Annotated in this window: 9 protein-coding genes; 4 read left to right on the top strand and 5 right to left on the bottom strand. The window is 41.4% G+C overall.

All coding sequences use genetic code 11. From position 1 onward, the window contains the following. Positions 1-114: 114 nt before the first annotated feature. Complete coding sequence (locus D7322_RS16375; RefSeq protein ID WP_121125360.1) at positions 115-3,294, top strand: TonB-dependent receptor; 3,180 nt, start codon at positions 115-117, stop codon at positions 3,292-3,294. Between the two features lie 199 nt (positions 3,295-3,493). On the opposite strand, the gene ctlX is transcribed toward D7322_RS16375, so the two are convergent. Further along, positions 3,494-4,447 (bottom strand): citrulline utilization hydrolase CtlX, encoded by a 954-nt coding sequence (gene ctlX / locus D7322_RS16370; RefSeq protein ID WP_121125359.1) that lies wholly within the window; start codon positions 4,445-4,447, stop codon positions 3,494-3,496. Positions 4,448-4,988: 541 nt separating this feature from the next. Here ctlX and gcvP point away from each other — a divergent pair. The 3 genes from gcvP (at position 4,989) to D7322_RS16355 (ending at position 9,799) form a co-directional block, all read left to right on the top strand. After that, complete coding sequence (gene gcvP / locus D7322_RS16365; RefSeq protein ID WP_121125358.1) at positions 4,989-7,862, top strand: aminomethyl-transferring glycine dehydrogenase; 2,874 nt, start codon at positions 4,989-4,991, stop codon at positions 7,860-7,862. Between the two features lie 242 nt (positions 7,863-8,104). Then, positions 8,105-8,764, top strand: a complete 660-nt coding sequence (locus D7322_RS16360) for a hypothetical protein (RefSeq protein ID WP_121125357.1) — start codon at positions 8,105-8,107, stop codon at positions 8,762-8,764. A 210-nt stretch (positions 8,765-8,974) separates the two neighbouring features. Beyond that, positions 8,975-9,799, top strand: a complete 825-nt coding sequence (locus D7322_RS16355; protein WP_121125356.1) for an N-acetylmuramoyl-L-alanine amidase — start codon at positions 8,975-8,977, stop codon at positions 9,797-9,799. Positions 9,800-9,966: 167 nt separating this feature from the next. On the opposite strand, the gene idi is transcribed toward D7322_RS16355, so the two are convergent. The 4 genes from idi to D7322_RS16335 form a co-directional block, all read right to left on the bottom strand. Next, on the bottom strand, positions 9,967-10,500 hold the full coding sequence (gene idi, locus D7322_RS16350; protein WP_121125355.1) for an isopentenyl-diphosphate Delta-isomerase: 534 nt from the start codon (positions 10,498-10,500) through the stop codon (positions 9,967-9,969). 74 nt (positions 10,501-10,574) lie between these two features. After that, on the bottom strand, positions 10,575-11,888 hold the full coding sequence (locus D7322_RS16345) for a nicotinamide mononucleotide adenylyltransferase (protein WP_121125354.1): 1,314 nt from the start codon (positions 11,886-11,888) through the stop codon (positions 10,575-10,577). Positions 11,889-11,966: 78 nt separating this feature from the next. After that, positions 11,967-12,509, bottom strand: coding sequence for an NUDIX hydrolase (locus D7322_RS16340; protein ID WP_121125353.1), 543 nt, complete (start codon positions 12,507-12,509; stop codon positions 11,967-11,969). Further along, positions 12,510-14,246: a phospho-sugar mutase gene (locus tag D7322_RS16335; protein WP_121125352.1), complete on the bottom strand. Its 1,737-nt coding sequence runs from the start codon at positions 14,244-14,246 to the stop codon at positions 12,510-12,512. Positions 14,247-14,275 lie beyond the last annotated feature (29 nt).

The following is a 14,275-nucleotide window of genomic DNA, read 5'->3' as shown; positions in this document are numbered from 1 at the left end:
TTATTTTTCCTTAAATTGCTTTGTGATGTTTTGTTTATAATTTCATAATATTTCATTTAGCTTCTGTTAATACTGTCGAAGTAGTTTTGATGCCATATCACAACCAACAACTAAATGAAAGAAATATTACTTACGACTTGTGCCATTGCGATAGGAACAGGTTTGTATGCGCAAACAACCCAGGCAGGATTTTCCGGGAAAATTACAGACGAGAATAACAAAGGGGTTCATGGAGCTTCAGTAGAGGTTCGTAACGAATCGACAGGTTTTACCACCAAAACATCGACCAATGCCAATGGTGATTTCAATTTCAAGGAGCTTCCATTGGGAGGTCCGTACATCATTAAAGTGACTTATATCGGTTACGGTGAGCAGATCCGTTCAGGCTTTACGTTAAACCAAGGGGATATGATCCGGTTAGATATTCCGATTCAGAATGCTTCAAATGTACTGGAAACAGTTGAGTTGACTGGTGTAAGCACCCTCAAGAATAAGATAGAGAACTTGGGCGCTGCAACAGCGGTTACAGCCCGGGATATTGCGAAATTACCCGTCAATGGCCGTAACTTTACCTCTTTAATGGATCTGTCTCCATTAAGCAAAGGCGATAATATCGGTGGTCAGCTCGGGTCTTCTACCAATTTTACGATAGACGGGATGAATGCGAAGAACCCGACTTCAGCAGGTTCGACAACAAGTCGGAGTGGCGCTCCTTTTTCAATTTCTATTGAAGCAGTCCGGGAGTTTAAAGTCGTGACCAACCAATATGATGTGACTTATGGGAGAGCCGGAGGGGGGACGGTCAGTGCAGTGACAAAACAAGGAACAAATAAGACACAGGGGAGTGCTTGGTTATATTCGCGAGCAGACTGGTTGTCAAGTCCATACGATATTCGGGGGAACAAACGCAGCAACGATTTTTCCACTTATCAATATGGCTTTACTTTGGGCGGTCCCATTATAAAAGACAAGCTCCATTACTTTGTTGCCTGGGATCATCAGCAAGACTCCCGTCCCTTGATTATTGCTGATATCAACTCTGAAGCCGATGAAAAAAGGTTTAATGTTACAAACGCGACATTGGATGAATTTGTCAATATTGGGCGGAAAAAGTACGGATTGGGGAACGAACGCCAATATGGTGCCTTTGACAAGAAAAGAGGCTCCGATGCGATTTTTGGGCGTATTGACTGGCAAATCAATGATAATAACTTGTTGACAATCCGTAATAACTTTACAAGTGACAACAATAAGCTTGGGCTACAAGACAACAAGCCAATTACTTTGTATGAATCTTACGGAAATGACAAGAATATTGACAACAGCCTACTGGCTACTTTGCGTACCACCATTTCCCCGAGGGTAACCAATGAGTTAAAAGTACAACATCTTTATACTTATCAGAAAAGTAGCCCGGGAGACCTTTTACCGGGTCAGAATATTCCACGTGCAATTGTAGAAGATGCGATCTCCAAAGTTGCCGGGGAAGATAAAAAGACCACATTGCAATTGGGGGGACATCGTTTTGCGCAGGAATCTTTTAAAAATAATGTATTTCAGCTTGTCGATAATATCTATTACAGCACCGACAACATCAATTACACCTTTGGTGTGGATCTGATGTATACCCATGCCAATTCCATTTACGGGAGTGAGGTCAATGGGCGCTTCCACTTTAGACCAAGTGATGGAAAAACGGCTATGCAGAACTTTGACGACATGAAGCCGTATGCTTACTATCGTGAAGTTCCTTTGGTGAGTGATCCGGCTGTGGTCGGTAAGATATTCAATGCCGGTGTGTATGGACAATTGCAAACCAAGCTAGCGCAGGGATTGGACCTGGTCGCCGGCTTACGATTGGATTACGGACATTATCCTACCTCTCCTCTAAATGAAGAATTGCTAAGAGAAGTCGGTGTCCGTACAGATCATAAACTCAAGTCTTTTGTGGTACAACCGCGTTTCCAAATGACCTGGGATGTGAACGAAGAAAGAAAAGATTTCTTTCGAGTGGGGGGAGGTATATTTGCATCGGATATCAATAATTATATGACGATCAATAACCTTACTTTCGATGGGAAGCATTTTGCTACTGTTGATGTTCGCGGTGCGGATGTACCTACACCAAATTTTGTCGGCTACAGAAAGGATCCATCATCCACACCCACTTTAGCCCAGTTTCAGGTCCCGACCATAAATACTTATGGTCCCGATGCCAAAATCCCGGTCGTGTATAAAGCAAATATTTCCTACACCCACTTTTTTACGGAGAAGCTAAAAGCGAGTCTTTCAGGATATATGAATTTGGGTCGTAATAATTATATGTATGTCGATCGTAATATGGTGAAAGATCCTTTCTTTAGACTGGCAAATGAAGATAATAGAGGTGTATTCGTTCCTGCGGGATCCATCGTTGATGGAGCTCCTGACTGGAAAAAAGGACGGATTTCAGATAAATTTGGCCGGGTTTTGGAATTGAATTCTGAGGGCAAAGTCAATCAGTTTGCTGTCGTATTCGATGCAAGTTATCAGTATTACAAGGATGGAACGATCTCGGTTAGTTATACCTGGAACGATGCGAAAGACAATACATCCTTCAACGGGAATGTGGCCAATACGGCTACCTTATCCTTAGCTGTGAAAGATGATCCTCGCGATTTGAGCAAAATGAGCTATTCGAACAATCAATTCCGCAATAAGATTGTTATTTACGGAACTTTGCCAACATTTTACGGGGTTAGTGTCGGCGTTCGCTACTCGGGTATCGGCGGGACACGGTATAGTTTACTCGCAGGCGGTAACATCAATGGAGACTTTGTCGCCGGGGACAATGATTTGGCCTTTATCTTTGACCCGAATAATCCGAACACTTCAAAGCAGCTGGTCACCGGGTTGAATAATCTGTTGAATAACCCGGAAGCGAGTCAGAGTCTTAAAGATTATATCAAGAAATATCAGGGTAAAATAGCAGAACGTAATGGTGGGGTGAATGGTTTTTATGGTTTGATCGACCTACGAATTGCCAAAAAATTCAATTTATATAAGAACCACGCATTGGAAATATCGGGTGATCTTTTCAACGTTGCCAACTTATTTAAGAAAACTTGGGGCATAAATGAGTCTCTAGGCAATCAAAATCTGTATGCGTTAGGCGGGAAAGATGCTGCTGGGGAAAAGCTGATCCCTTTTGATGTTGCCAAGCAGCAGTTCAATTACAATGTAAACAATTCAGGTATCGTTACCCCCTCCGGCAACCCATACCAATTCCAGCTGGGCTTACGTTATTCTTTCTAAACATTTAGAAAAGCAGGACACGGCGATCTGACTAGATAGCCGTGTCCTTTTGAAATTGAATCAAAAAATAACAATAAAGAGGCAAAAGTCTGATGTAATACCAGGTTCAGATACAAGAAAGATCCAACAAATTAGTAACTAAAGGAGGTTCAATAGCTGCATGCTGATGGAGTTTGAGTCTCAAAAAGTGATGAATGCCTTAAGCATTCATCACTTTTTCTTTTGGAAGGAATACTTCCGCCATCATATGGCGGACACTACCTCCGCCACAGGTTTCGATAACATGTAAATCCTGATGGATGATTTTTCCATGTTTTTCCAATTGTGCCGTTTGATAAAGGGTCAATGAGGATAATGCTTTATCGCTTAATACTATAAAACGGTTTCCATATTTATTTCTGACCTGAAGGCAGTTTGCCGCAAAATTTTCCAGTTGGTTTTCGTTGATCTCGATGATTTCTTTTCCGGTCTCTTTTAGTTTCTTTAACAACCCTTCCCGTTCGGATTGATTATCAATCGCAGCCGGACATAAGATTGCAAAATCTTCTCCCACGGCCAATACCACATTGGTATGATAGATAGGTCTGCGTTCGCCATTGACTGTCTGAAATGCATGAAAGACGATCGGAGTGTAATTTTCTGTTCTGCAGTATTCGTCCAACATGCTGCGGTCTGCACGTTCCGACAGTGCACAATAAGCAATCCGGTGTGTTCGGTCCAATACAAGGGCCCCGGTCCCTTCTAAATATTGTCTGTTATTTTCGGCCTCACTTAAGTCTTTAATCAACTTTACATAGTAACCGTTTTGTTTCAATGGGCCCTCAAAGTCCAATAGATGCTCTTTTCGACGGTTGGGGGCAAACATCGGATAAAAGATAATTTTTCCGTCCTGATGAAAAGAGACGATATTGTTCGGAAATATGCTGTCCGGGCTTTCCGATTTTTCATCGTCCTGAATGACCGTCACTAAAATGCCGTGTGATTTTAATTCATTGACAAGGGCATCAAATTCACTTTGTGCCTCCCTATTTACATCTTCACCGCTTAAGTTTTCAATGTCCTTTTGAAAAAAATTATTGACTGCGGTCTGCTCATTTTTGCGGAAGACAGAGGGTCTCACTAGGAGTACACTGTCTGTTACCTGTTTTCTCATGATTTATAATCGTTACTTCCCTGGTTTATATTTGTTAAAAAGAATGATATGCTTATTTTTAGAGTCCCATTGCAGTAAAAGCCCGATTTCTCTTTTCGATTTTTCAGCGATGCTGTAATATTGTGAAATCCCTTTGAATCATTGAACAGTGTCAGAAATCACTTTACAATTGGTACTTATACTAATGTATTGAAAAATCAGCGCCATTGCAAAAAGAATATCTTCAAAAAGAAAAAATGGCGGTTGAAAAATAGCAGCATAATCTTTCATTTTTTATTATTCTGTTAAGTTATCTTTGATTTGGTTGGTATATTTTCAACATGAACTTTGGTTGTTTGTTTTTATTTGAATTTTAATGCATATAGGACAATCGATTGCATATCTGCGCGTTGTTAAAACTGACTTTTTATACACTTTTTTGCTTCGTTTTCAGTCATTTATTTTGCTATCTTTGCTCATCCAAAAAACGACTGTTTATAAGAGAGTTAATTACCTAATTATTATGTCGCTAACTGTCTATAAGCGTTAACTTTTTGCACACATGAGCAATATACACTTCCAAGAAAAATTCGAAAGTCGCCACAATGGCCCAAGTCCAGTTGAAGCGAATGAAATGTTGGCCAAATTGGGCGTAACGTCAATTGACCAGCTAATCGACCAAACGGTCCCTTCTCAAATCCGTGCGCCAAAACCTTTAAATCTTCCAAAAGCATTGTCTGAGGTTGCCTATTTAAAGCGGATAGCGGAAATTGCAGAAAAAAATAAAGTTTTTAAATCTTTTATTGGTCAAGGATACTATGACGTGATCCTTCCGGGTGTAATTCAACGCAATGTGTTTGAAAATCCGGGATGGTATACGCAATATACTCCTTACCAGGCGGAAATTGCACAAGGTCGTTTACAGGCACTGTTAAACTTCCAGACCGTTATTTCTGATTTTACTGGATTGGAAATTGCAAACGCTTCATTATTGGATGAAGCCACGGCTGCGGCTGAAGCAATGTTTATGCTTTACTCAGCGCGTAAAAACAAAGATGCCAATGTATTCTTGGTTTCTGAAAATGCGTATCCACAGACGATAGATGTATTGAAAACGCGTGCCCTGTCTTTCGGTATCGAACTAAAAATCACTGCTATTCAAGAATCGGAATTGACAGATGATGTTTTTGCAGCATTTGTACAATATCCCGCGGCAGACGGTTCAATCGTTGATTACAAATCATTTGCTGAGGCTGCACACGGTAAAAACATTACGGTATGTGCTGCTGCCGATCTAATGAGCTTGGCGCTGTTGACTCCTCCGGGAGAATGGGGAGCAGATGTTGTTGTCGGTAACTCACAACGTTTTGGTGTACCAATGGGATTCGGAGGACCTCATGCCGCATACTTCGCGACGCGTGATAGCTTCAAACGTAATATCCCCGGACGTATCATTGGTGTAACTTCTGATTCGAATGGAAAGTACGCCTTACGTATGGCTTTACAAACTCGTGAGCAACATATCCGTCGTGATAAAGCCTCTTCTAATATCTGTACGGCGCAGGCTTTATTGGCGATTATGGCTTCTTTCTACGCTGTTTACCATGGCCCCGAAGGAATTAAAAATATTGCATCCCGTATCAATGCTTTAGCCAATTTGTTGGATCAGGCTTTACAATCATTGGGTTATGCCCAATTGAATACCGCATACTTTGATACCCTACGTGTGGATTTAGGTGCACATGCGGGCGCATTAAAATCTGAAGCGTTGAACAATGAGTTGAACTTCTATTACAATGGTTCACAGGTTTCCATTGCGATTGATGAAACAACAACTTATGAAGATATCAAAACAATCGTAAAAGTGTTTGCAAAAATTCAGGGCAAGACATTGAACGATGTAGATTTCGATACCTTAGAAGAAAACTTAAGTTCTTCGATCCCTGCTGAATTGGTTCGTACCTCAGCGTACTTAACTCATCCAAACTTTAATAGCTACCATTCTGAACATGAAATGTTACGCTATATTAAATCATTGGAAGCAAAAGATCTATCGCTTTGCCATTCGATGATCCCATTGGGTTCATGTACAATGAAATTAAATGCCACAGCTGAAATGACCCCTGTTACCTGGGCGCGATTTGGTGGATTACATCCATTTGCACCAGCAGACCAAACTTCAGGTTATATGCAGATGATCGGTGAATTGAACGATTGGTTGTCAGAGATCACAGGTTTTGCTAAAATGAGCTTCCAGCCAAATTCAGGAGCACAGGGTGAATACGCGGGGCTAATGGTTATCCGTGCTTATCACGAGAGCCGTGGCGATCATGGTCGTAACATCTGTTTGATTCCAGCTTCTGCACACGGTACTAACCCTGCATCGGCTTCAATGGCTGGTTTGAAAGTGGTCGTGGTAAAATGTGATGAACTTGGAAACATTGATATACCAGATTTAAGAGCAAAAGCGGAAGAGCATGCTGCTCATCTGAACTCTTTAATGGTGACTTATCCGTCTACGCATGGTGTATTTGAGGAATCAATCATTGAAGTTTGTGAAATCATTCATGCCAATGGCGGTCAGGTATACATGGACGGAGCAAATATGAACGCACAGGTAGGTTTGACTAGTCCGGGGCATATTGGTGCTGACGTTTGTCACTTGAACTTGCATAAAACATTCTGTATTCCACATGGTGGCGGTGGCCCGGGTATGGGGCCGATCGGTGTTGCTAAACATTTAGTGCCTTTCTTGCCAAACCATCAAGTTGTTTCTACTTCAGGAGAAGAAGGAATTACAGCTGTTTCGGCGGCACCATTTGGCTCAGCATCAATCTTGATTATCTCCCACGCTTATATTTCGATGATGGGTGGTGAAGGCTTGACAAATGCGACACGGACAGCAATATTAAATGCAAATTATATTAAGGCGCGTTTGGAAAATGCTTATCCAGTACTTTATTCTGGTAGCAATGGCCGTTGTGCGCATGAGATGATCTTGGATTGCCGGGGTTTCAAAAATGTAGGTATCGAAGTTGCTGATATCGCGAAACGTTTGATGGACTATGGTTTCCATGCGCCAACAGTTTCTTTCCCTGTTGCAGGCACATTGATGGTCGAGCCGACGGAGTCTGAATCAAAAGCGGAATTAGATCGTTTCTGTGATGCATTAGTTGCTATTCGTCAGGAAATTGCTGCAGTGGAGGCTGGAGAAGCTGAACAGACAAATAACGTTTTGAAGCATGCTCCGCATACAGCGGCAGTAGTTACCGCAGATGAGTGGGATAGACCTTACAGTCGTCAAACGGCTGCTTATCCGTTGGAATACGTGAGAGAACGTAAGTTCTGGCCTTCTGTAGGCCGTGTAAACGACTCTCAGGGAGACCGTACATTGATCTGCTCATGTCCTTCGATCGAGGAATATGCCGAAGCATAATTGGCTTCGAAAATAATATAAAAATAGAGCCTCCGTATTACGGGGGCTTCTATTTTTACTGAGAATTTAGAGAAAGCCATTATATTGTTGTTGTCCAAAATGTATTGACTTTTAGTGGAAGACGAATTGGGGATAAGTTGGAGAAGAACGGATCAGACTATTTTACTGCTATATTTTAATAGTTGTGCCTATTAAATCATTTTTTTATCTTTCTAACGTTTTATCTAAAAAAACTGATAATCATGAAAAGACAATTGAGCGTAATGTCTCTCTTATTGAGCGCGGCTATTTTGATCGCAGGTTGCGGAAACCGTAACGAATCCAAGGATGGTTCGGCGGATGAAAATGAAACAAGTACGGGAATCTCGGATGTGGTTAAGGGGGTGTCTAATCTAGATAACCTGACTGACGGAGCAAAGAAAATGGAGGAACTCCAGGCCAAGCTAAAATCTGAAAAACCGTTGAGTTCGGAGGAGTTAAAAGCATTTCTTCCAGAAAGTTTAGACGGCTTGAAAAGAACATCTTATTCTGCGGGTTCTATGTATGGAGTCAGTGTCATTTCTGGGGATGCAACATATACCGTCGATGATCAAAAGGATATTAAAATAAGCATTATTGATGGCGCTGGTGAGACGGCTTCTGCTATTGTTAGTCTCGCACAGATGGGTTTTATGGTTGATTCAGAAAATATTACTGATACGGAAGTAGAAAAAACAGGTGATTTTGAAGGTAAGCGGGCAAAAACTACCGATAACAAAGGTGTGGAAGGTTCAACACCAAAGAGTTCTGAAATCAGTTATCTTGAAAAAGACCGTTATTTAATCACATTAAGAGGAAATGGGTATAGTTTGGATGAGCTAAAGGCATTTATGGGTAAATTGAATGTAAGCGCTTTAAAATAAAATATCAATACCTTATAACGATCTCAAAAAGTCCAGATGTTCCGTCTGGACTTTTTTGATGATCAGCTGATGTTGGAAAACAATCGGGCCTGTGAATAAGAAATGATTTCATGAAAAGCGCCGCAGAAACGGAAGAATATTGTATCAATTTAAGCTACAATCGCCCTGATATGGTATTTTGGAAGTATATTTGTGTTGAAACATTTCGATATGAAGATAACATCAGTATCCAATCTCTTTATTGCTGCGGCATTGATTACATCCTGTGCGGGCAATAAATATGCGAAGACCGAGAAAGTATATAAGAATCAAGCGAAGGAGTTTTCTAATTTATATCGTCAGTCTCCTGTTTCCGGGCAGCTGGAAAAAGTAAATGTGAAAGATCAGCAGTGGATTGCCTCCATCAATTTTGGTGTCCGAAAGCCTAATTTTGTGGTTATTCATCACACTGCTCAGGATTCTCTGGGGCAGACCATTCGTACCTTTCATTCTGCAAAAGCAGGCGTAAGTTCACATTATGTTGTTGGTAGGGACGGTAAGGTTGTGCAGATGGTGAATGATCTGTACCGTGCGCATCATGCCGGTCTGGGGAAATGGGGAAATGATACCGACCTGAATTCTTCGTCCATAGGTATTGAACTGGATAATAATGGGACAACAGATCCCTGGACGGATGCGCAGGTAAATGCGTTGATACAACTATTGACTTATTTAAAAAATACCTATAAGATTCCACAGGCAAATTTCATTGGCCATATGGATCTTGCCCCTACACGTAAAAATGATCCGTCACGATTCCCTTGGAAAAAGCTGGCCGATCAGGGCTTTGGCTATTGGTACGAAGAATTTTTGGAAACACCTCCTATTGACTTCAATCCGAAAATGGCGTTACGTATCATTGGTTATGATGTCAGTAATCTGGATGCGGCAATAAAAGCTTTTAAACTCCATTATATCCAACAAGATGTGAATACGGCATTTTTAGGGGAAAACGATTTAAAGATTATGTATTCTATCTATAAAAAGTATCTCTAGGGAGGACAACGATATAAACTTGAAAGGAGCAATTTGTGAAGGAATTGCTCCTTTTTATTTTCAGAATCGACAGCTCATAGCGCTCTTATTATAGCGTTGTTAATTTTAGCCACGATAGGAAGGGGAAAGGCTTCGGCATACTTTTTCGCCGTAGGCCTTTTTGAATCTTATTTTTTGTATTTCTCTACATAGGTTTCAAATACACGTTGATAGATTAGCTTGAACCAAGGAGTAAATTTTTCAGGGAAGTGCGTGATTTCGTCCTCGATTTCCTGTTGACCCATATACTGTACAGCGGCGACTTCTGCCGGATTAAAATCAGGCTCTCCACTGAATTTTCCAATCAGGACATGATCAAATTCATGTTCGGTAAGGCCATTGTCAAATCGGGCGCTGTATACAAATGAAAAGGCATCATAGAGCGCTGTTGCCTCAATCCGTAGCTCTTCTGTCAGGCGTCTCGTTGCAGCGTCCAGATTGCTCTCTCCGAGGCGTTGATGCGAACAGCAGCTGTTTGTCCAAAGCCCGCCACAATGGTATTTATCCAGGGCCCTTTGCTGTAGGAGAAGCTGATCCCGGTCATTAAATAAAAAAACACTAAATGCCCGATGCAATAAGCCCTTTTGATGGGCTTCAAATTTTTCCATGCTGCCAACCACGGCATCATTAGTATCAACGAGTATTACATTTTCGTGCTTCATAAGGACTGGAAATAAATATAGTCCAATTTAACTAAATTGGACTATATAATAAATTAATTTTTAACGACGTGTTATTATACGGTTTTTACAAATTTCTCGTCGTAATTTTCAATATCAATGATATATCCGTTCTTGATCAAGAAATCAAATAGAGGTTTTGCCTCTTCGGAAACGGGCATATTTTTAGTGGTGATGATTTTATTTTCCTTTTTCAATAGATAAGGATAAGCGTAAAGCTTTACGTTTTTATTGAACATGCCGGAAATATACGATAATAGCTCATTGGTGTACAGCTCTTTATTGTAGTTGTCCGAATTAAAGATGTTCTTTAAGTTATAAACGTTTGTTGCAATTCCGATATTCTTAGGTTTAAAGTTGCTTATAAACTCAGCGAGATGATTATTTCTGCGGAAGTTGCTGACGATAATGTTGTTGCCTGTCGCACATAATTCATCCGCTCTTGATGCGAATTCTTGTAGATCTTCATCCGTAATTTCATGAGTATCCTCTAGCACATTCCCCATCAAAACCTCGATTAAAACAATGGTGTCACTATCCGTAGCCCCTGTATTTTTCTTAAACTGTTCGACGGCAAGGTTAAACAGGTCGAAGTTAGGAAGTGATTTCTGACGGTATTTCGTGCGAAGTAAGATGATGTTTTTTTTGTATAAATAATCCTTGATCTGTACCGCTTTACCATCGGGCTGGAAAATAGCAGCCTTCGCGAAGCCTTTGGCAATGAGATATAAATTAATCAAGCGCTGGTTGACATTTTCAAAAAGAGGACCATTTAACTTAACCAGATCAATTTCGACAGACCCAATGGATAAATTATCGACCAGGGATTCGATCATGGTCTGCACATCCTCTGCATAATAGTAGGCTGCAAACAACAAATTCACACCGATAATGCCCAATACCTTTTGTTGCAGCTGATTGTCGCTATCCAAGAGTCTGATGTGAACAATAATATCGTTTGTAGGCCCGCCGACCTCGTGCTGAAAACGGAGGCCAATCCATCCATGGGGTTCATTTGTTTTGGTGAAATTCAGCGTAGTGACAGTGTCCGCAAAGGCAAAGAATTTTTTATTGCAATACTTATCGCCGTGCAATCGTTGGGTCAGCAAGTCAAATTCATGGGAAAGCATCTTCTGTAAACGAGTTCTGCTGACATATCTGCCGTCTTCTTCTTCACCGTATATGGCATCGCTGAATGCCATGTCATAAGCTGACATTGTTTTAGCAATTGTACCTGATGCAGCTCCTGCATTGAAAAAGTTACGTGCGACTTCCTGTCCAGCACCGATCTCCGCGAAGGTTCCGTAAATCTCGGGGTTTAGATTTATCTTCAGGGCCTTTCGCTTGGTTTCAAAAATTTCTCTTGCCATGGCACAAAGGTACAAAAATCAAAAGTCTAGTGAAAATTAAAGTATGAAAGGAAAAAACAGAATAAAATTAGGCTTGTCTTAAAACAAGCCTAATTTATTAAAAGCATAGAACAATGCACTGCTATGCAGGGCTTGGCTAAATTTGTTTTCCAGCAGCATGGCTTTTGCTTCCTTAAGCGGTATAAGGAAAACGTCAATCTCCTCGTGTTCATCCAGTTCCTGTTCCTGAACTTTCTGTCCTCCTGTCATGAGATAAGTATACGTAACATTACCACTTGTTGCCGGGTTGGCATAGAGTGTTGCTATCTCTTCGATTTTTTCAAACTGATACCCTGTTTCTTCGAGCATTTCCCGTACAGCAGCTTCTTGGGGATTTTCACCCGGCTCCATTGTACCAGCCGGAATTTCCAAAGAAAGTATCCCTGCTCCGTGACGGTATTGCCTGATTACCAATAACTCGCTTTGTGCCGTAATCCCGACCATATTGACCCAATCTGGATATTCCAGCACGTAATAATGGTCGTTGATGCGTCCATCGGGCAGTTCGCATGTATCCCGCCGTAATGTCGCCCAAGGCTCCTTGCAGATATATTCAGATGATAGTAGTTTCCATTTTTCCATTTAACCAACAATATCTTTCATCATGCGGTCCACTTTTTCTTCCAATATATGTTGAAGATTCAGATAGTCCTTTTTATCCTGAAGTATTCCCTTAACGGAGCAATAAAATTTGATTTTGGGTTCCGTACCTGAAGGTCTTGCCGAAATCACGTCACCATCCGTCGTAATGAATTGCAAGACGTCCGACTTTGGAAGTGTAATCTCTTTCTTATTTCCGGTCTTCATGTCAGTCGCCTGGGAAAGTTGATAGTCCCGAATTTCCTTGACTTCGATTCCTCCGAGTTTCGTCGGTAAATTTTGACGCAACCCCGTCATCATGGCCTGAATTTCCTCGGCTCCGGCTTTTCCTTTTTTCGTTAAGGAAATCAATTTTTCCTGATAGCAGCCAAACTCCTGATAGATCTCCAATAATACGTCATAGACAGTCTTGCCTTTTGATTTAAAATATGCGGTCATTTCAGCCAGGAAAGCACATGAATTGGGTGCGTCTTTATCTCTGACCAGGTCACCGACGAGGTAGCCATAACTTTCCTCTCCACCGGCTAGATATTGGGCCGAATCTCCTAATTTTGTGATCAGTTCGCCAATATATTTAAAGCCAGTAAGGGTTTCATAGTGCGCTACATGATAATGATCGGCAATATCCGCCTGAAGGTTGCTGGTTACAATCGTTTTAACGATATATGGGTTGTGTCCCAATTGCTGTAGGTCACTCTTTGCACTCAATACATAGTAGATCAGCAAACTGCCGATCTGATTACCATTGAGTAGCTGAAATTGGCCCCCGCTGTTTTTAACGGCGATTCCCACACGGTCAGCATCGGGGTCAGTCGCCAAAACGAGATCCGCGCCAATCTCTTCGCCTTTTTTCTTCGCCAAAGCCATTGCGTCCTCCTCCTCCGGATTTGGATAGATCACCGTTGGGAAATTTCCATCCGGTGTCGCCTGCTCGGTAACTACCGTAACGTTTTCAAAACCCCACGATGCCAGCATTTTGGGGACAATTGTAATTCCTGTGCCATGGATCGGAGAATAGACTATTTTTAAATCCTTCTGCGCCAGCACCGCCTCGGGGTGTATGCTCAATGACTTATTGGCATTGATATAAATCTCGTCAATTTCTTCACCGACAGGGATAATATTTTGGTTATTTCCTTCAAACTGGATATCCTTTACCGAGGTGATTGCATTGACTTCATCGATCACATTTTTATCATGTGGTGCAGTCAACTGCGAGCCGTCGTTCCAATAGGCTTTATAACCATTGTATTCCTTCGGGTTATGTGAAGCCGTTAACATGACGCCGCTTTGGCAACCGAAATGACGGATGGCAAAAGATAACATTGGTGTAGGACGTAATTCGTCAAAGAGGTAAACCGTGATTCCATTTGCAGCGAATACCTGGGCGACAAGGTGGCCAAACGATTGCGAGTTGTTACGGCTATCGTATGCTACGGCTACCTTGATTTCCTGATCAGGAAACTGCTTTTTAAGATAGTTCGATAAGCCCTGTGTCGCCTTTCCAATCGTATATTTATTCATGCGATTGGAGCCAACGCCCATTATTCCTCTTAATCCTCCAGTTCCAAACTCGAGATCCTTGTAGAATGAATCAATCAGTTCCGTTTCTGCCTGATCATCTATTAACTTCTGAACCGCCCCTCTTGTTTCCACATCATAACTTGAGGTTAACCAGTCATCAATTTTCTTTTGTATGTCTTTATCTAAATTTCCCATTATCATTAAATATGGCTAAATGTAAAAAA

Source organism: Sphingobacterium puteale, from assembly GCF_003627955.1.
In the GTDB taxonomy this organism is placed as follows: domain Bacteria; phylum Bacteroidota; class Bacteroidia; order Sphingobacteriales; family Sphingobacteriaceae; genus Sphingobacterium; species Sphingobacterium puteale.
This window is presented reverse-complemented; position numbering and strand designations above follow the sequence as displayed.

Coding starts and splice junctions, on each gene's coding strand:
- D7322_RS16375 (WP_121125360.1), top strand. CDS start 115: ATGAAAGAAATATTACTTACGACTTGTGCCATTGCGATAGGAACAGGT.
- ctlX (WP_121125359.1), bottom strand. CDS start 4,447: ATGAGAAAACAGGTAACAGACAGTGTACTCCTAGTGAGACCCTCTGTC.
- gcvP (WP_121125358.1), top strand. CDS start 4,989: ATGAGCAATATACACTTCCAAGAAAAATTCGAAAGTCGCCACAATGGC.
- D7322_RS16360 (WP_121125357.1), top strand. CDS start 8,105: ATGAAAAGACAATTGAGCGTAATGTCTCTCTTATTGAGCGCGGCTATT.
- D7322_RS16355 (WP_121125356.1), top strand. CDS start 8,975: ATGAAGATAACATCAGTATCCAATCTCTTTATTGCTGCGGCATTGATT.
- idi (WP_121125355.1), bottom strand. CDS start 10,500: ATGAAGCACGAAAATGTAATACTCGTTGATACTAATGATGCCGTGGTT.
- D7322_RS16345 (WP_121125354.1), bottom strand. CDS start 11,888: ATGGCAAGAGAAATTTTTGAAACCAAGCGAAAGGCCCTGAAGATAAAT.
- D7322_RS16340 (WP_121125353.1), bottom strand. CDS start 12,509: ATGGAAAAATGGAAACTACTATCATCTGAATATATCTGCAAGGAGCCT.
- D7322_RS16335 (WP_121125352.1), bottom strand. CDS start 14,246: ATGGGAAATTTAGATAAAGACATACAAAAGAAAATTGATGACTGGTTA.